The organism is Kitasatospora sp. DSM 101779 (assembly GCF_025655475.1).
Lineage (GTDB): Bacteria > Actinomycetota > Actinomycetes > Streptomycetales > Streptomycetaceae > Kitasatospora.
Genome location: NZ_JAHTIK010000001.1, coordinates 6307854 through 6326301 on the forward strand (window position 1 = coordinate 6307854; position 18448 = coordinate 6326301).

Below are 18448 nucleotides of genomic sequence, written 5' to 3' on the forward strand. Positions count from 1 at the left end.
GCCAGTTGTGAACGACCTCAACGCCCTGCCGGACGACTTCGTCTGGGGCGCGGCCACCTCCGCGTACCAGATCGAGGGTGCCGTGGACGAGGACGGCCGTGCGCCCTCCATCTGGGACACCTTCTCCCACACCCCCGGGAAGATCGACAACGGCGACCACGGCGACACCGCCTGCGACCACTACCACCGCTACAACGAGGACATCGGCCTCATGAAGCGGCTCGGCCTCGGCGCCTACCGCTTCTCCGTCGCCTGGCCCCGCGTGGTGCCGCAGGCCGACGGCCGGATCAACGCCGAGGGCCTCGCCTTCTACGACCGCCTGGTCGACGGCCTGCTGGACGCCGGCATCACCCCGCACGGCACCCTGTACCACTGGGACCTCCCGCAGGCCCAGCAGGACCGCGGCGGCTGGCCCGAGCGCGCCACCGCCGAGCGCTTCGGCGAGTACGCGGCCGTCGTCGCCGACCGCCTCGGCGACCGCGTCAAGCACTGGGCCACCCTCAACGAGCCGCTCTGCTCCTCCTGGATCGGCCACCTCGAGGGCGCGATGGCCCCGGGCTGGACGGACCTCACCGCCGCCGTCCGCACCTCGTACCACCTGCACCTCGGCCACGGCTACGCCGTGCAGGCGCTGCGCGCCGCCCACCCGGACGTCCAGGTCGGCATCGTCAACAACCTCAGCCCGATCGTCCCGGCCACCGACAGCGAGGCCGACCGCCTCGCCGCCGTCCGCGCCGACGGCCACATCAACCGATGGTGGCTCGACCCCGTCCTCGGCCGCGGCTACCCGGAGGACATGGTCAAGCTCTACGGCGTCGAACTCCCCGTCCGTGACGGCGACATGGATCTCATCTCGGCCCCGCTCGACTGGATCGGCCTCAACTACTACTTCCGCCAGTTCGTCGAGGACGACCCGACCGGCGCCGTCCCGCAGTTCCGCCAGGCCCCCGGCCGCAACGCCGAACACACCGCCATGGGCTGGGAGGTGGACGCCGAGGGCATCCACCAGCTGCTGATGCGCCTCACCGAGGAGTACGGCGTCCGGAAGATCTACATCACCGAGAACGGCTCCGCCTACCGCGACACCGTGACCGCGGACGGCCGGATCGAGGACCCGGAGCGCACCGCCTACCTGGAGGGCCACCTGGACGCCTGCGCCCGCGCCGTCGCCAAGGGCGCCCCGCTGGCGGGCTACTTCGCCTGGTCGCTGCTCGACAACTTCGAGTGGGCGTACGGCTACGACAAGCGGTTCGGCCTTGTGCACGTCGACTACGACACCCAGCGGCGCACCGTGAAGGCCAGCGGCGAGCGGTACGCGGAGATCATCCGCAACCACCGCACCCGCTGACCCGCAGACCGAGGGGTCCGGCGGCGGCGGCCGCCGGACCCCTCGTCGTCAGCTCCCCGCAGGTTGCCCCGGTGTGTCCGGGGCAGGTGCGGGCAGGGCCTCGCGCAGGGCCTCGCGCAGGCGGTCGAGCAGCGCCCGGGCCGCGGGACTCGCCGGGCCGGCGCCCCGCCAGGCCAGCGCGATCCGGGCGCGGACACCGGGACGGACGATCGGCAGCGGCCGCACCCGTCCGTCGACGGCCGGGCCGTCGCCCCCGGCCGGCAGCACCGCGACACCGAGCCCACGGGAGGCGAGCCGTGCCAGCACATCCGGTACAGCTGCCTCGAACGTGACGCGGGGGCGGAACCCGGCCTGCGCACAGGCACGTTCGAGCGCCGCTCGGACTCCGGTGCCACGGGGCAGGCAGATCAGCGCCCGGTCGCGCAGCTCCGTCAGCGGGACGCCCGCGGGCCCGGCCGCGGCGTGGATCGGGTCTCCGGGCGCAGCGAGGACGCCCAGCGGAGCGTCGACGACCGTGACGAGCGACAGGCCGGGCGGGGGCACCTCGTCGGTGGGTCCGAGGAGGGCGATGTCGAGGTCGCCGGCCAGGAGTGCCGCCTGCATCCGCTCGGAGGTGTCCTCGGTGAGCGTGATCTCCAGGGCGGGATGGGCGTCATGGAAGTCCGCGAGGAACGAGGCGATGTCGAACGCATGGCCGGTGGCGCCCGAGACCGTCCCGAGCGAGACCCGGCCCCGCAGCAGCCCGGTGTACGCGTCAGCCGTTTGCCGTACCGCATCCGCCGCGGCCAGCGCGGCCCGGGCGTACGGCAGGATCGCCCGGCCGGTCTCGGTCGGCGTCACCGCCCGGTGCGAGCGGTCGAGCAGCTGCTGCCCCAACTCCCGCTCCAGCTGGCGTATCTGAGCGCTCAGACCCGGCTGGGCCAGGTGCAGTCGGGCGGCTGCGCGGGTGAAGCCGCCCTCGTCGACGACGGTGACGAAGTAGCGCAGCTGGCGAAGCTCCATAAGTGATCATTCTAGATCGCAGCACACCTGTGTATTGGACGTCTTGATCCGCCGTCAGCAGGCTTGGACCCATGGAGAACGCAGCGGGACGCCGGGACGGACGGGCGGGCACCGAGGTGGGGATCAGGGCCGCGATCGCAGCGGAGCGCCGGGAACTGGCCGACCTGTTCGAGGGTTTGCGGGCCGGCGCGTGGGACGCACCGAGCCTGTGCGGCGGGTGGCGGGTCCGCGAGGTCGTCGCCCACATGTCGACGGGGTTCCGGTTCTCCCTGCCGGCGACTCTGGGCGAACTGGTCAAGGCCCGGGGAAGCCTGCACCGCATGACCGACCGCGTCGCCCGCAGGGACGCGGCCGCGTACTCCACCGGCGAGCTCAGCGCCTTCCTGCGGGACAACGCCGAGCACCCGTGGACGCCGCCGGTCGGCGGCCTCGCGGCCGCCCTCGGCCACGACGTGGTGCACGGGCTGGACGTGACGGTCGCGCTCGGACTCGGGCGGAGTGTCCCCGAGGACAGGCTGCGCCTCCTGCTCGACGACATCACGCCCCGCGGCCTGAGGTTCTTCGGTGCCGACCTCCGCGGAGTGCGGCTGTGCGCCGAGGACATGGACTGGTCCTACGGCTCCGGCACTCCCCTCTACGGCGCCGCCCAGGACCTCCTGCTGCTGGCCTACGGCCGCAGGCTCCCGCAGGGCCGCCTCCGCGGCGGACCGAGCAGCCGTTTCACCCACCCGGAAGCTCCGGCCCGTCTGCCGTTCCACCCCGGTGGCAACTAGGATCGCGGGCATGGCCCTGATCATGAGCGACGTGGAGCGGTTCGAGGCTGCCAGGCCCCGGTTGGAGGCCATCGCCTACCGCCTGCTCGGCTCGGCGGGCGAGGCGGAGGACGCCGTTCAGGAGACGTTCCTGCGCTGGCAGGCGGCCGACGCCGAGCGGATCGAGGTGCTCGAGGCCTGGTTGACCAAGGTGCTCACCAACCTGTGCCTCAACATGCTCACTTCGGCACGTGCCCGGCGCGAGACGTACGTGGGCCAGTGGCTCCCCGAGCCGCTGCTCGCCGGCGACCCGATGCTCGGCCCGGCCGACACCGCCGAGCAGCGCGAGTCGGTGTCGTACGCCGTCCTCGTGCTGCTGGAGCGCCTGTCGCCCAACGAGCGGGCGGTGTACGTGCTGCGCGAGGCCTTCGGCCACCCGCACCGGGAGATCGCCGAGATCCTGAACATCACCGAGGCGGCCAGCCAGCAGATCCACCACCGGGCCAAGAAGCACGTCGCGGAGGGCAGGGCCCGCACCGAGATCGACGAGGCCGCCGCCCGGAGGGTCGTCGACGAGTTCCTGGCCGCCGCGACCAGCGGCCGTACCGAGCCCCTGGTGCGCCTGCTCACCCAGGACGCCGTCTCGGTCGGCGACGGCGGCGGGAAGGTCCCGGCCCGCGCGAAGGCGTTCGAGGGCGCGCTCGCGGTCGCGAAGTTCCTGCGCGGCCTGTTCAAGCCCAGCGAGGCCAAGCGGGCCCACGTCGGCGGTGCGCCCGAGATCCACTTCGCGATCGCCAACGGCGGGCCCGCCGTGGTGGCGGTCGTGGAGGGCCGGGTCGTCGGGATCACCTGCCTGGAGGTCACCGCGGACGGCATCGCCGCAGTCCGCAGCCAGGTCAACCCCGACAAGCTGGTCCGCGCGACCGGGCAGTGGGCCGCTGCGGACCACGGGAGCACCCCGCTCGTCGTGCTCTGACCCCGTGTGACGTGCTTCACATCCCGACCCTGTCAGGAAACGCCGGGCTGCCCGGTTCAAGAGGCGAAACCGCGCAGAGACAGCGGCGGAACCCTCCAGACAGGAGCAGGCACATGCAGCACCGCATCGTCGTCCTCGGAGCCGGCTACACCGGAGCCGTCGCCGCCGGCCGCATCGCCAAGCGGCTGCACCGCGAGGACGTCACCATCACCCTCGTCAACCCCGAGCCCGACTTCGTCGAGCGGGTCCGGCTGCACCAGCTCGCGGCCGGCCAGGACCTCAGGCCCCGGCCGTTCGGCGAGATGTTCGCGGGCACCGGCGTGGCCCTGAAGCTGGCGAAGGTCACGGCCGTGGACGTGGACCGCAGGACGGTCGCCGTCACCGCCGTGAACGGCCGCGGGCAGGAGGAACTGGAGTACGACACCCTGGTCTACGCCCTCGGCAGCGGCTGGAACGACGGGGGCGTCCCCGGCACCGGCGAACACGCCCACGACATCTCCGGCCGCCCCGGCGCCCTCCGCCTCCGCGACCGCCTGGCCGCGCTGGACGCCGGCCGGCCGGTGGTCGTGATCGGCGGCGGTCTGACCGGCCTGGAGGCCGCGACCGAGATCGCCGAGGCCCGCCCGGACCTCGACGTCGCCCTGGCCGCCCGCGGCGCCCTCGGCGACTGGCTCTCCGCGAAGGGCCGCGCCCACCTGCGGAAGGTGGTGGACGGGCTCGGCATCACCGTCCACGACCACACCGCGGTCACCGCCGTGGAGGCGGACCGCGTGAGGACGGCCGACGGCCGGAGCATCCCCGCCGAGGTCACCGTCTGGACGACCGGCTTCGCCGTCCACCCGATCGCCGGGGCCACCACCCTGGAGGTCACCGACCACGGCCGCATCGTGGTCGACAGCACGATGCGCTCGGTCTCCCACCCGGACGTCTACGCCGTGGGTGACGCCGCGATGGCGATCGGCCCGGCCGGCAAGCCGCTCCGCATGTCCTGCGCCTCGGGCATCCCGATGGCCTGGCAGGCCGCCGACGCCATCGCGGCCCGCCTCGCCGGCACCAAGGTCCCCCGCGTGCCCGTCCGCTACTTCCAGCAGTGCATCTCGCTCGGCCGCAGGGAAGGCCTGATCCAGTTCGTCACCGCCGACGACCGGGCGGTCGACCGCACCCTGACCGGCCGGGTGGCCGCCCTCTACAAAGAACTGATCTGCAAGGGCGCGGCCTGGGGCGTCGCCAACCCGACCGCGGGCATGCCCTCCCGCCGCCGGCGCGTCCTCCCGGGGGAGCTCCCCGGACGCGCCCGGGCGGAGGCGGCGGCCTGACCCCGGGGCCCGGACGAGCAGCTCCGACGTCGGTCAGCGGTCGTGGTCGTGGGCGTGGGCGTGGTCGTGGGCGAGGGGCGAGCGGGTGACGGGTCGGCCGGTGGTGCGGTTGTGCCGGATCGCGCAGGTCATCGCAGCAGCCGACGGCCGGTCCGGGCGGCGACGGTACGCCAGGCCGGGGCCGGGCCCGCACGCGCTGCTGTGCGGACCCGGACCCGGTCGGTGCCTGGAATGTTCCTCGCTGTGCCGGCGGGTGCGACGCCCGGACTCAGTCGACTTCGATGTCCGACTCGTACTGCCACCACAGGTCGATCCGGTAGGACTCGAGCACTTCGGCGTGGGCGGCGAAGACCCCGTCGGAATCGGCCTGGCCCTCCGGCTCCGCCAGGCTGCGCAACAGGGACGCCTGCTGGGCGGCAGCGGCTTCCCTGCCGCGCCACGAGACCAGGGCGGCGTACACGCCGGGCCGGGGCAGCTCGATGTATCCGGGGTACTCGGGGGAGAACGCCCGGATGGTGACGGTGCCGGTGGGGCAGTCCAGGACAGCTGGGCAGAAGGCGTCGCACTCCCCGAGGCTGCCGCCGGTCACCGGCCCGTCCCACACGCGCAGGACGATCTCGGCGGGCGAGGTGCCCTGGAGGCTTCGGATGTAGAGCTGGGGACCGAGGCCTGCCACAACGGTCTGCCGGCTCAGCTCGGCGGCATCGTTGTCCGGAAGGTAGGCGTCCGAGTCGTAGACGAAGATCAGACCGTGGTCCGGCTTCGCCTCGGTACGGAACTCAAGCGCCACGGCCATGTTTCTCCTGTCCCTGCGTCACGGGGTGATCGTCACATAGAACGGGTCGCCGCCCAGAATCCGGTTCTGCGTGTACACGGCGAGGATCATGGTGCCACCCGCGCCGTTGTCGGCAGCATCGATCAGCCGGGACGAGTACCGCCTGGTCGGCGAATCGCCACCCGCGGCGGCCCGCTCGTAGGTGGATGAGAAGGGGTACTCGTCACACTCGAGGCCGGACCCCGAGCAGTCGCCCCACACGTCGTCGCACGTCTTGATCGCCGCTGCCCGGTTGGTGTCCTGCTTCGCACGGTCGACCAGGCGGTGCAGGGGCTGCTCCTCGCCGGGCACCGTCTTCCCGACGAAGGAGGGGAAGGTGATGCCGGCCCTCCCGGCGGCAAGCACAAGGGCACGGTCTTCGCCGAGGCGAGGGTCGAGCTGGTCATGAAGCTCTCGGACCCTGCAGTGGCCCAGAGCGCACGCCACATCAAGGACGCCCAGAGCAACCCGGAGCGGAAGGTCGGGCCGGGGCCAGCGCGAACCCTGATCATCTCCGCGTGGCGCCCGGTGGTGAAGTGGCCCACCTCGACACCGAGGGACAAGGTCGCCGCCTACGGCCGGTGAATCTCCGACTCACGTCACTGGTGGTCGCCCCGCGGGGTGCGGCGGCGCCAGGTGCGTTCGAAGATCACGTCGCCGCCCTCCAGCGCGCGGATGTGGTCGTGGACGGTGAGGTGCCCGGCGTCGCAGTTCGCCTCGGAGCGGATCTGCAGGGTGACGTCCCAGCCGATGTCCGTCCGTTCCAGCCGTAGGGTGCGGTCGGTGCGGGCCCGGGCGCTCAGCGGGTCGTCCGAGCGGATGCGGTAGGCCTCCAGGACGTGCTCCTCCTCGGCGAGGCCGTCGGGGCGCACCACCGCGCCGTCCGGGCGGGCCAGCTGCAGGCGCCATTCGCCGGCGGCCACGTCGTGCACCGCCTGCCGCTCCGGGTGGGCGGTCAGCGGTTCGGGGTGCAGCTCGGCCGGGGTCCGCGCATGCTCGGGCGGGTCGAAGGAGACCGGCCGGCTGCCCGCGTCCGCCGCCAGGTGCCGCACCGGCAGGGTGAGCACCGAGCCGCCCGGGTCCACCTCGAAGCCGCCGGTCTCCGCCACCGGCCACAACCACGGCCAGTACGCCGAGGACAGCGCGAGCCGGATCCGGTGGCCCGCGGGGAAGGCGTGTGCGACCGCGGCCAGTCCGAACTCGACCTCCACCGGGCCGAAGCCGCCCGCCAGGGCGGCCGCACCGCGGCTGACCAGCGTGGACGAACCGTCCGGGGCGACGTCGCACAGCCTGGCCGCGACCTGCCCGTGCCGCGAGTCCAGGCGCACCCGCAGCCGTACCGAGGGGGTGCCGAGCAGTTCCTCGGGTTCGGGCAGCGGCACCGAGTCGAAGCAGACCGAGCGGCCGTCCTCCTCGCGCTGGTCCGGTGGCAGGTCGGCGGGCCGGCCGAGCGGCCGCACCGCCCCGGCGTCGATGCCGGTGTGCTGGGGGGAGCGGACGGGGACGAATCGCTCGCCGGAGGGCGTCCCGGCCGTCCGCAGCGCGTCGTCGAGGCGGTAGTGCACCTCGCGGACGTCGGGGGAGGGCCAGCTCTCGTCGCCGATCCAGCGGCCCGGCCGGTTGGCGTAGAAGGTGGCGGGCGGCACGGACTCGTTCATCCAGCTGCGCAGGGCGGGTTCCTTGAGGACACCGGTGTCGGCGCCCTTGAGCCAGTGGTCCCACCAGCGGAGCGACTCCTGGAGGAAGCCGATCGCGGGGCCGGGCGGCAGCCCTTGGTCGGGGTACTGGTGCGGCCAGGGGCCGAGGACGCCGCGGGCGTTCTCGCCGAGCCGTTCGACGAGGCGGAGCACGGTGCCGGCCTGCGGGTCGGCCCAGCCGCCGAAGGCGAGCACGGCGGCGCGGATCGCCCGGAGTTCGATCGGCCCGCCCTCGTCCTCGGGGCCGTCGGGTTCGACGGCGGCGAGGCGTTCCAGCCAGAGCCGCCGCCAGTCGTCGCCGGTATAGCGGGGGTCGGGCGGCCGGCACGCGGCGGCGAGCCGGTCGGCCGACTCGGCGTGCACGGCGGCGGCGAGCGGGGCGCCGGTCAGCTCCCGTGCGGGTGCGGTGCGGTCGTCCGCGCAGACGGCGACCACGGCGGCGAGCGCCTCGGGTGCCCGGGCGGCGAGGGCGAGGGCGGCGGTGCCGCCGCGGCCGATGCCGAGTGCGCCGGCGCGGCCGTTCGACCAGGGCCGGGCGGTGATCCAGTCGAGCAGGGCGAGCCCGTCGGCGGTGCCCGCCGTGGAGGCCGGGTCGGTGGGGGTGCCCTCGGAGCTGCCGTGGCCGCGGGCGTCGACCCGCAGCGAGGCGTAGCCGTGGCCGGCGTACCAGGGGTGCCGCTGGGCGTCGCGGACGGCGGTGGTGTCGCCGAGTCCGCCCGGCTGGTACTCGAGCAGGGCGGGCACCGGGTGGTCGGTGACCGGCAGCCAGAGCCGGGCGGCGAGGCGGGTGCCGTCCGGCATGGCGATCCGGACGTCCTTGCGGGTGGTGCGGTAGGGGTACGGGGCCGGCGGCTGCATGGGCCCTCCGTGGGGTCGTACGGCGGCCCGGGGCGGGCCCGACCTCCCCAGGATGGGCGCGGCCGGGCGCCATTTCCACCGGGCCGCGCCGCGGCCGGCCCGTGCCGCCCGGCGGTCCCCGTTCCGCGGAGCGCGCCGCGGGACGGGGGCCGCCGGGCGGGGCGGCTCAGGAGGCCTTGGCGAGCCAGGCGGTGGCGTTCAGCGCGAGCGCCGCGTCGCTGCCGGCGGGGTCGTTCCAGCCGTCGTACAGGGTGTTGCCGGACTGGCCGGTGCCGTCGTCGATCGGGGAGCTGTCGCCCCAGGCGGCGACCCGGCCGCTGCCGAAGGTGCTGGTGACGAAGAAGGCGCCGGTGTTGCCGCTGTAGCCCGTCCGGTAGACCAGGCCCTTGACCGAGGGGTTGTCGGCGGGGGAGAGGGTGAAGGTGGTGCCGGAGCGGAGGATCGAGCCGGTGACGTTGCCGAAGGCGCCGTGCAGCACGGGGTTGGCGGAGTCGTTGACCGCGCGCGGGTTGTCGGTGCTGACGGTCTTCACGTCGACCGAGAAGCCGAACGGTGAGGTGTTGTCGACGCCGTTGGCGGTGAGCAGGTCGTTGATGATCTCGGGGCTGTCCCAGCCGTCGTTGTTGCGGTCGCTGTTGCTGTGGTCGGAGACCAGGAAGAGGCCGCCGCCGTTCTGCACGAAGCGCATGACAGCGGTCTTCTCGGCGCTGGAGAGGCGGATGTTGGGCTCGGGGATCACGAAGGTGTCGAAGTTGGCGAGGTCGAGCGCGGCGCCGGTGCCGTAGCTGATGGTGGAGCCGGCGGGCAGCGTCTTGAGGCTGTAGCCGCCGGCCTTCTGCAGGGCGACGCCCCAGGCGGAGAGGGCGCCCGTCCAGCTCTTCTCGGTGCTGGGGTTGGCGTTCTGGCCGAGCGGGTCGGGCTGGCTGGTGCTGATGATCCAGTCGGCGTTGCCGGCGGTCTCGGCCTTGCTGTTGTCGAACAGCACCCGGTGGGGGGTGGCGGCCGCGGCGGGGGCGGTGGGCGAGGCCAGGCCCGTGAGGGTGGCCGCCAGGACGGCGGTCGCGGCCAGGGCGGCCTTCGTGCGGATGGTGCGAGTGCCGATCATCTGCCGTTCCTCCGTGGGGAGTTGGGGGATTGGGGGGGGCAGTGGTACCCGCGCACGGAACCGCACGCGGACAGTTGGGGTATCCGCGCGTAGATCCGAGCACCGAGCCGAGTATCCGCGCGTAGAAGGGGGCGGAGGAAGACGCGGGAGGTTAAGGGATCGGGTACGTCGTGTGACATGTCCTGCGCGGAATGCGCCCCCGGTGCATCGGTGCAGCTCGGCATGCCTCGGCTCAGCAGTTGCACATGACTTGCAATTGAGTTCCGGGGGCGACAGGATGGCCCGGCTCATCCGTCCGCTGCCGGGAGGACTCCCATGTCAACGCCAAGCCGTCTGCGCGACCGGCTCACCCGCGAGGAGTGGATCCGGCTCGCCGGCATGGGCGGCTTCGTGCTGACCCTCCACATCGTCGGCTGGTTCACCCTGCTCGCCGTGATCGCCCCGCACCACTACGACGTCGGCGGCCAGGTCTTCGGCGCCGGCATGGGCCTCACCGCCTACACCCTCGGCATGCGGCACGCCTTCGACGCCGACCACATCGCCGCGATCGACAACACCACCCGGAAGCTGATGGGTCAGGGCAAGCGGCCGCTGTCGGTGGGCTTCTGGTTCTCGCTCGGCCACTCCTCGATCGTCTTCGGCCTCTGCGCGCTGCTCGCCTTCGGCATCCGCTCGCTGGCCGGCCAGGTCGAGTCCGACGGGTCCGCGCTGCACACCGCCACCGGGCTGATCGGCGTCTCCGTCTCCGGCACCTTCCTGGTGTTGATCGGCCTGATCAACCTCGGCGCCTTCAACGGCATCCTCAAGGTCTTCCGTGCCCTGAAGGCCGGGGAGTTCGACGAGGAGGAGCTGGAGCGTCAGCTCGACAAGCGCGGCTTCCTCAACCGCATCCTCGGCCGGGTCACCCGCGCCGTCACCAAGCCCTGGCACATGTACCCCGTCGGCCTGCTCTTCGGCCTCGGCTTCGACACCGCCACCGAGGTCTCGCTGCTCGTGCTGGCCGGCGGCGCCGCCGCCTTCTCGCTGCCCTGGTACGCGCTGCTGGTGCTGCCGATCCTCTTCGCGGCCGGCATGAGCCTGCTCGACACCATCGACGGCTCGTTCATGAACTTCGCCTACGAGTGGGCGTTCTCCAAGCCGATCCGCAAGATCTACTACAACCTCACCGTCACCGGCCTGTCGGTGCTGGTCGCCCTGGTGATCGGCGTCATCGAGCTGGTCGGCCTGCTCGCCGAGAAGCTGGACGTCACCGCCGGCCCGGTCGGCTGGATCGCCGAGCTCGACCTCAACCTGGTCGGCTACGCCATCGTCGGCCTCTTCGTCGTCACCTGGGCCGGCGCGATCGCCTACTGGAAGCTCGGCAAGGTCGAGCAGAAGTGGTCGGCGGCCGTCCGCGAGCCTGTTGCCGCCGAGGCCGAGTAACGCAGCCGGGCCCGGCCTCCGGACAGGCCGGGGAGGTGCGGGGAGCGCCGGGCAGGGTGTCGAACCGGTGTGCCGGGATCTGCTGCCGTGACGGACAGCGACCCTCTCGCCGGCCTGGACGACCTCGCCGGCCTGGACGACGTGCCCTGCGCCCAACTCCCTCACTCCTACGGCACGGCCGAGGACGTCCCCGGACGCCTCCGGGCGATCCGGGCGGGGGTTCGGGAGGGCAGTTACCCGCCGATGGCGCAGCTCGCGGACCGCATCGTGCACCAGGGCACCCGGTCGCAGGCCGCGGCGCACACCGTTCCGGTCCTCGTGCGGATGGCACTCGACCCGACATTGGTCAACAGGCGTCGATTCGTCGGTCTGCTGGTCGCCATCGCGATCGGTGTGGACGACAACCACCTGCCGAACGGCTACGACCCCCGGGAGGACCGCGCCCACCTGGAGGGGCCGCGCGGCGAAGCCGACGTACGGGCCCGGTGGATCGCCGAAGCGGCGGACGACGAGCAGCGCGCACAGCGCGAGGGCGGCCGGGCGCAGGTGCTCGTCGACGCCGAAGCGGTGGTGCGCTGCCACAGCGCCGTTCGGGAGGCACTTCCGGTGCTCGACGTCCTGCTGAGCTCGGACAGCGCGGAACTGCGGGCCGAGACGGCGAACCTGATCGCCTGGTTCCCCGAGTCCGCGGCGGCCACGGTCCCGCTGCTGCAGGCGTTCGTCGCCGACGAAGTCTCGCCCGGTGCCGCGGCGACGGGACTGGTCCTCGGCCTGCTCGGCGAGCCGGCGGCCGTCCCCTTCGTCGAGCGCCACCTGGACAGCCCGGTCGTCGAGCTGCGCCGGGCCTCCGCCTTCGCGTCGACGCGGCTGGGCATCGCCGGCCCCGCCGTCGTCGACGTGCTGACCGGGGTCGTCGCCGGGCCGCCCGAGAAGACCGGGACGATCCCGAGCGGCTCCTACCGCGGCCTCGCGGCGATGGCCTGGCCGAAACGCCCGAAGGCGCAACGCTCCCAGCGGGTCGATGCCATGCTGACCGGCCTGGCCGGCTGCACGGGCGTGGAGGCGTTCTACGACAGGTACTACACGGCGCAGACGTTGTTCACGCTGGTCTTCCGGCCCGTCGAACCGCCGCACTCCGTCGACGACCTGAGCGACGTCGATGACCCGAGTGACGTGCAGCAGCGTGTCGTGCGCTTCCTCGCGGGCCGGGACGAGGACGGCTGGCCGTCCGGTGCGAGGGACGCTCTGCGCCGGTGGAAGGTTCCGACCGAGGGTTCCGACCTGCCCGTCCGGGGGATCGTCCGGGCCGGCCGATAGCACGGCGCCCGACGCGCTTCGGATATTCGGTTGCGCTGCCGGTGGGAGCGGTTAGTGTGCTCTCGTCCTCGCGAACGCCGTGCGAGGACCTGACGTCGAGGAGGTGTGTCCGGATGGTTGCCGCCGTGTCGCGGCGCGCCTTCGCGTGCGCGCCATACGCCTCCCTCGATCGTCACCTCCCCACCGGCTGACAGCGCGTCGCATCCGACGCACCCGGTGGGCCTCTCCCAGGAGCCACCGCAGTGCGCGAGCGCTTTGCCGACAGCGATTCCTTCTCCCGTATCCGTCCCAAGGGCGGGCCGCGGCGCGGCCGCCGGTCCGACCGGTTCGACGACTTCGAGCCCGAGTACTTCCCCTCCGCGGCCGCTCTCCCGGAGGGCTTCGACGACCTCGCCCCGGCTGTGTCCGACGGCCCCGCCGAGGGTGACCGCTGGTCCACCTGGGACCGGTCCACCCCCACCGAGAAGGGCCCCGAGCCGCGCCCCGACTGGGTGGTGACCGAGCTGGCGGCCGTGGACACCGAGCTCGGGATCGTGAAGACCGGCAAGGAGGCCGACGTCTTCCTGCTGGAGCGTGCCGTGCCGGGCACCGGCCGCCGCACCCTGATGGCCGCCAAGCGCTACCGGGACGCCCAGCACCGGATGTTCCACCGCGACTCCGGCTACCTGGAGGGCCGTCAGCACAAGGAGTCCCGGATCACCCGGGCGATGGCCAAGCGCACCGCCTTCGGCAAGGAGGCGATCGCCGGGCAGTGGGCCGGGGCCGAGTTCGCCGCGCTGTGCCGGCTCTGGTCGGCCGGGGTGGCCGTCCCGTACCCGGTGCAGATCACGGGGACGGAGATCCTGATGGAGTTCGTCGGCGACGAGGACGGTGCGGCAGCGCCCCGGCTGGCCCAGCTCCGTGCCGAGGAGGCCGACGTCGAGGACCTCTGGGAGCAGCTGGGCCGCAGCCTGTCGCTGCTCGCCGTCGACGGCTACGCGCACGGCGACCTCTCCGCGTACAACATCCTCGTGCACCGCGGACGGCTGGTGATCATCGACGTACCGCAGATCGTCGACGTGGTCGCCAACCCGCGCGGGCTCTCCTTCCTGGAGCGGGACGTGCGCAACGTCGGCGCCTGGTTCGTCTCCCGGGGCCTGCCCGAGGACCGGGTCGAGGAGCTGGTCGGTTCGCTCGCCGCCGACGCGCGGCTGGGGTAGCCGGACGCGGGTGTCCGTGCCGCTCGGGCCCTGTCGGCCCGTCCGGCACGGACCCTGACGGTGCCTCCGGCGACGGGACGGCATGCGGTCGGCGCCAAGAGTTAACGCAGGATGTCTTGTCGTGTCACCTTCTACGCGCGTATCTTACTGCACGGTATCTACGCGAGTAGTTACCAACTCTGACACACCCTCAGCACCCGGTGAGCCCACGTCCGCCGGGTGACCGTGCTGCCCGCGCGCGGTGGTCCCGCGTCCGCCGGCAGATTAAGGAGCCCCTCCCGGTGACCGAAACCACCGCCGCCCGCAACCCCCGCTCCCGCCGGAGACTGCTGCGCGCGACCGTGCTGTCCTCCTCCGTGGCGGCCTCGCTGGTCCTCGTCCCGCTGCCCGGCGCCACCGCCGCACCCTCCGCCGACGCCGTCGTCGCCGAGGTCTACGGCGGCGGCGGCAACTCCGGCGCCACGCTGAAGAACGACTTCATCGAGCTCGCCAACAAGGGCGGCGCCGCCTTCGGCCTCGACGGCTGGAGCGTCCAGTACATCTCCGGCACCCCGGGCGCCAGCAGCACCTGGAGCGTCACCCCGCTGAGCGGCGCGATCGCGCCCGGCGGCCGCTTCCTGATCGCCGAGGCCGCAGGCACCGGCGGCACCGTCGCGCTGCCCACCCCGGACGCCTCCGGCACCCTCGCCCTGTCCGGCACCTCCGGCACCGTCGCGCTCGTCCAGGGCACCGCCCCGCTGACCTGCAAGACCGCCGCGGACTGCGCCGCCGACAGCCGGATCCGCGACCTGGTCGGCTTCGGCACCGCCGTCGTCCACGAGGGCAGCGCGTCCGCCGCCGGCGCGAGCAACACCGCCTCGGTCGCCCGCGCCGCCGGCCTCGCCGACACCGACGACAACGCCGCCGACCTGAAGGCCGGCGCACCCACCCCGGTCAACAGCAAGGGCGAGACCGCCGACACCGGCGACTCCGGCTCCACCGGCCCGACCGAGCCCGGCACCGTCCGCATCCACGACATCCAGGGCAACACCCGGATATCCCCGAAGGCCGGCAGCACCATCGCCGGCATCCCCGGCATCGTCACCGGCGTGCGCACCACCGGCTCCAAGGGCTTCTGGATCCAGGACGCCACCCCGGACGCCGACCCGGCCACCAGCGAGGCCGTCTTCGTCTACACCGGCAGCGCGGCCCCGGCCGTCAAGATCGGCGACTCGGTGCTGGTCACCGCCAAGGTCACCGAGTACTACCCGTCGTACAGCGGCGGCAGCCAGTCGGTCACCGAGCTGAGCGCGCCCAAGACCACCGTGCTCTCCTCCGGCAACCCGCTGCCCGCGGCCGTCCGCCTGGACAGCCGCAGCATCCCCGCCGCGTACGCCCCCGAGGCCGCCGGCGCCACCATCGAGAACCTGCCGCTGCAGCCCGCGACGTACGCGCTCGACCTGTACGAGTCGCTGGAGGGCATGCGGGTCGAGGTCGCCGACGCCCGCGTCGTCCAGGCCACCGACAAGTACAACGAGCTGTGGGTGGACGCCTCCTGCGAGGACCCGGCCACCCGCCGCGGCGGCGTCGTCTACCTCGGCTACGACAAGCCCAACACCGGCCGTCTGATGGTGCAGTCGCTGATCCCGGCCGCCGAGGGCGCCTTCCCGGTCGCCAACGTCGGCGACCGCCTCACCGGCACCACCGCCGGCCCGCTCGACTACAACCAGTTCGGCGGCTACACCGTCGCGGCCACCACGATGGGCACGCTCAAGGACAACGGGCTGCGGCGCGAGGTCACCGCCCGCCCGCTGCCGAGCGAGGCCACCATCGCCACGTACAACGTGGAGAACCTCGACCCGTCCGACCCCGACGAGAAGTTCGCCCAGCTCGCCCAGGGCATCGTCACCAACCTGCGCTCGCCCGACGTGGTCGCCCTCGAGGAGATCCAGGACGACAACGGCGCGGTCAACGACGGCACCGTCACCGCGGGCGCGACCGTCGCCAAGTTCGTCGCGGCCATCAAGGCCGCCGGCGGCCCGGCCTACGAGTGGCGCTCCATCGACCCGGTCGACGGCAAGGACGGCGGCGAGCCCGGCGGAAACATCCGCCAGGTCTTCCTCTTCAACCCCGCCCGGATCTCCTTCACCGACATCGCGGGTGGCGACTCCACCACCGCGGTCGACGTCACCGGCACCGGCAAGTCCACCGCGCTGACCGCGTCCCCGGGCCGCATCGACCCCGGCAACGAGGCCTGGACCACCAGCCGCAAGCCGCTGGTCGGCCAGTTCTCCTTCAAGGGCAAGCCGATCTTCGTGATCGCCAACCACTTCAACAGCAAGGGCGGCGACCAGGGCATCGACAGCCGCTTCCAGGCGCCGACCCGCAGCTCCGAGGTGCAGCGCGCCAAGCAGGCCGCCGTCGAGCACGCCTTCGTGGCCAAGCTGCTCGCCGCCGACCCGGGCGCCCGTGTGGTCTCCCTCGGCGACTTCAACGACTACCAGTTCTCGCCCGCGCTGCAGACCCTCACCGAGGGCGGCGTGCTGCGCGACCTGGTCAACGAACTGCCGGCGTCCGAGCGCTACTCGTACGTCTACCAGGGCAACTCCCAGGTGCTCGACCACATCCTGGTCAGCCCCGGCCTGAAGCGCCAGCACGTCGACTACGACGTGGTGCACGTCAACAGCGAGTTCGCCGCCCAGGCGAGCGACCACGACCCGCAGATCGTGCGCGTCAAGCCGTGATCCGCGGCTGAACGGCGGGGCGCCGCCCGGGACTTCCCCCGGGCCGCGCCCCGCCGGCGTTCCCGCCGAACCGCTGCCCGCACCCGTTCCACCGTCAGGACGGCTGAGCGTGACGCGGTTCACAGGGAAAGGGTGACAGGGTGCTGTCGCGGTCGGCTGCGACAGTCGACGGCATGACGATCACCGACGAGGACTGCCTCCCCGAGACCCTGGCGTTCAACGAGCAGTTCGAGGCCGCCGCCGCGGGCCGCCCGGCCCGCGGACGGGCACCCGACGCCGCCGTACTGGCCCACCTGCGGCGCAACCGGCTCGGCGGGGACACCCCGCCGGTGCGGCTGGCGCACGGCCGGGACCGCACCGTCGCGGGCGGCGTCCGAGTGAGGGTCTTCGCCCCGGAGCAGGTGACCGGTGTCTACCTGCACATCCACGGCGGCGGCTGGGCGTTCGGCTCGGCGGACGGCCAGGACGAGCGGCTGTGGGGGCTCGCCGAGCAGGCCCGGCTGGCCGTGGTGAGCATCGACTACCGCCTCGCCCCGGAACACCCCTTCCCCGCCGGGCCCGACGACTGCGAAGCCGCAGCGTTGTGGCTGGTGGAGCACGCGGCGTCCGAGTTCGGCACCGAGCGGCTGCTGATCGGCGGGGAGTCGGCCGGCGCCCACCTCGCGGTGCTGACGCTGCTGCGCCTGCGCGACCGGCACGGCCTCACCGGAGCGTTCCGCGCGGCCAACCTGCGCTACGGCGTCTACGACCTGTCGATGACACCGAGCCAGCGCAACTTCGGCCCACGCCGGCTGCTGAGCAACACCGATTCCCTGCAGGGCAGTTACGAGCTGTTCACGCCCGGGGCGGGGGAGGAGCAGCGCCGCAGTCCGGAGATCTCGCCCCTCTTCGCGGACCTGACCGGGCTTCCGCCCGCCCGGATCGTCGTCGGCACCGAGGACCCGCTGCTGGACGACTCGCTGTTCCTGGCGGCCCGGTGGCGGGCGGCGGGTGCGCGGGTGCAACTCGGCGTCGTCGCCGGTGCGATGCACGGTTTCACTCTGTTCCCGCTGGCCGTCACCGAGCGGGAGCAGCGGCGCGAGCGCGACTTCCTGGTCTCCGCGTGACGGTAGCGTCGGCGGCATGAACCGAACCGCCCGACTGTACGCACTGGTGGAGGAGTTGCGCGCGGCGGCACCGCGGTCGCTGACGGTCGCGGTGCTCGCCGCGCGGTTCGAGGTCAGCACGCGAACGGTGCAGCGCGACCTCCAGACACTGATGGAGGCCGGCGTCCCGGTGCGTGCCGTACCCGGGCGGGGCGGCGGCTGGTCGGTCGACGCCGGGACGACCCTTCCCCCGATCCACCTCACCGCCGACGAGGCCTCGGCGCTGACCGCGGCGCTCGCCGCGGTCGACGCCGCCACCCCCTACGCGGGCGCGGCCCGCACCGCAGCCCAGAAGATCACGGCCTCGATGACCGGTCCCGCCTCGGCGGCGGCCCGGGAGTTCGCCGCACGCGTCGTCGCCCTGCCCGGGCACGGCGACCCCGCGATCCGCATCGCGGTCGAGCAGGGCCTCGCCGACCACACGGTGCTGCGGCTGTCCTACTCCGACGCGGCGGGACGGGAGAGCGACCGACTCGTGGAACCGGCCGGCCTGCTCACCGCCGACGGCCGCTGGTACCTCATCGCCTGGTGCCGCACCCGACGGGCCGGACGGGGCTTCCGGCTGGACCGGATCTCGGCGGCGACTCCGACCGGTGAACGGGCACACCCCCGCGACCTGGCCGGACTGCTCCGCGGCTCGGCCGCCGCCGGCGCGGGGCGACCTGCCGTGCTGGCCGAACTCGCCGCCCGACCGAGGCAGTCCGAAGGGACAGATCCGGCGAATCGCCCCGGCGGCCCGGCCCGCCCGGCTGTCGGTCCCGGCCGCTAGCGTGC

At 73.3% G+C, this 18448-nt stretch carries 16 protein-coding genes; 11 read left to right on the plus strand and 5 right to left on the minus strand.

Going from position 1 to position 18448, the window contains the following annotated elements; all coding sequences use genetic code 11:
- Positions 1-7: 7 nt before the first annotated feature.
- A complete protein-coding gene (locus KSNIM_RS28680; protein WP_263106014.1) occupies positions 8-1348 on the plus strand; it encodes a GH1 family beta-glucosidase in 1341 nt (446 codons plus the stop codon).
- A gap of 48 nt (positions 1349-1396) precedes the next feature.
- On the opposite strand, the gene KSNIM_RS28685 is transcribed toward KSNIM_RS28680, so the two are convergent.
- Entirely contained in the window at positions 1397-2350 is a 954-nt protein-coding gene (locus KSNIM_RS28685; RefSeq protein ID WP_263106015.1) for a LysR family transcriptional regulator, read from the minus strand.
- Positions 2351-2421: 71 nt separating this feature from the next.
- Here KSNIM_RS28685 and KSNIM_RS28690 point away from each other — a divergent pair, with 71 nt between their 5' ends.
- The 3 genes from KSNIM_RS28690 to KSNIM_RS28700 all read left to right on the plus strand — a co-directional run bounded on the left by KSNIM_RS28690 (position 2422) and on the right by KSNIM_RS28700 (position 5394).
- On the plus strand, positions 2422-3123 hold the full coding sequence (locus tag KSNIM_RS28690) for a maleylpyruvate isomerase family mycothiol-dependent enzyme (RefSeq protein WP_263106016.1): 702 nt from the start codon (positions 2422-2424) through the stop codon (positions 3121-3123).
- Between the two features lie 10 nt (positions 3124-3133).
- Positions 3134-4078 carry an RNA polymerase sigma factor SigJ gene (gene sigJ / locus KSNIM_RS28695; RefSeq protein ID WP_263106017.1) on the plus strand — a complete coding sequence of 315 codons (945 nt, stop codon included), beginning with the start codon at positions 3134-3136 and terminating at the stop codon, positions 4076-4078.
- Between the two features lie 113 nt (positions 4079-4191).
- A complete protein-coding gene (locus KSNIM_RS28700; protein WP_263106018.1) occupies positions 4192-5394 on the plus strand; it encodes an NAD(P)/FAD-dependent oxidoreductase in 1203 nt (400 codons plus the stop codon).
- Positions 5395-5662: 268 nt separating this feature from the next.
- Here the strand turns inward: KSNIM_RS28700 and KSNIM_RS28705 are convergent, their stop codons facing one another.
- Positions 5663-6190, minus strand: coding sequence for a hypothetical protein (locus tag KSNIM_RS28705; protein WP_263106019.1), 528 nt, complete (start codon positions 6188-6190; stop codon positions 5663-5665).
- 18 nt (positions 6191-6208) lie between these two features.
- Positions 6209-6520, minus strand: coding sequence for a NucA/NucB deoxyribonuclease domain-containing protein (locus KSNIM_RS28710; RefSeq protein WP_263106021.1), 312 nt, complete (start codon positions 6518-6520; stop codon positions 6209-6211).
- 93 nt (positions 6521-6613) lie between these two features.
- Here KSNIM_RS28710 and KSNIM_RS28715 point away from each other — a divergent pair, with 93 nt between their 5' ends.
- A complete protein-coding gene (locus tag KSNIM_RS28715) occupies positions 6614-6793 on the plus strand; it encodes a hypothetical protein (RefSeq protein ID WP_263106022.1) in 180 nt (59 codons plus the stop codon).
- Between the two features lie 14 nt (positions 6794-6807).
- On the opposite strand, the gene KSNIM_RS28720 is transcribed toward KSNIM_RS28715, so the two are convergent.
- Positions 6808-8763, minus strand: coding sequence for a CocE/NonD family hydrolase (locus KSNIM_RS28720; protein ID WP_263106023.1), 1956 nt, complete (start codon positions 8761-8763; stop codon positions 6808-6810).
- 166 nt (positions 8764-8929) lie between these two features.
- Positions 8930-9868 carry a hydrolase gene (locus tag KSNIM_RS28725; protein ID WP_411543789.1) on the minus strand — a complete coding sequence of 313 codons (939 nt, stop codon included), beginning with the start codon at positions 9866-9868 and terminating at the stop codon, positions 8930-8932.
- A 315-nt stretch (positions 9869-10183) separates the two neighbouring features.
- Here KSNIM_RS28725 and KSNIM_RS28730 point away from each other — a divergent pair, with 315 nt between their 5' ends.
- The 6 genes from KSNIM_RS28730 (at position 10184) to KSNIM_RS28755 (ending at position 18443) form a co-directional block, all read left to right on the plus strand.
- Positions 10184-11290: a HoxN/HupN/NixA family nickel/cobalt transporter gene (locus tag KSNIM_RS28730; protein ID WP_263106025.1), complete on the plus strand. Its 1107-nt coding sequence runs from the start codon at positions 10184-10186 to the stop codon at positions 11288-11290.
- 87 nt (positions 11291-11377) lie between these two features.
- Positions 11378-12607: a HEAT repeat domain-containing protein gene (locus tag KSNIM_RS28735; protein ID WP_263106027.1), complete on the plus strand. Its 1230-nt coding sequence runs from the start codon at positions 11378-11380 to the stop codon at positions 12605-12607.
- A 242-nt stretch (positions 12608-12849) separates the two neighbouring features.
- A complete protein-coding gene (locus KSNIM_RS28740) occupies positions 12850-13806 on the plus strand; it encodes a serine protein kinase RIO (protein WP_263106028.1) in 957 nt (318 codons plus the stop codon).
- 281 nt (positions 13807-14087) lie between these two features.
- On the plus strand, positions 14088-16529 hold the full coding sequence (locus KSNIM_RS28745; protein ID WP_263106029.1) for an endonuclease/exonuclease/phosphatase family protein: 2442 nt from the start codon (positions 14088-14090) through the stop codon (positions 16527-16529).
- 173 nt (positions 16530-16702) lie between these two features.
- Positions 16703-17635, plus strand: a complete 933-nt coding sequence (locus KSNIM_RS28750; protein ID WP_263106030.1) for an alpha/beta hydrolase — start codon at positions 16703-16705, stop codon at positions 17633-17635.
- A 16-nt stretch (positions 17636-17651) separates the two neighbouring features.
- Positions 17652-18443, plus strand: a complete 792-nt coding sequence (locus KSNIM_RS28755) for a helix-turn-helix transcriptional regulator (RefSeq protein ID WP_263106031.1) — start codon at positions 17652-17654, stop codon at positions 18441-18443.
- The last annotated feature ends 5 nt before the right edge of the window (positions 18444-18448 follow it).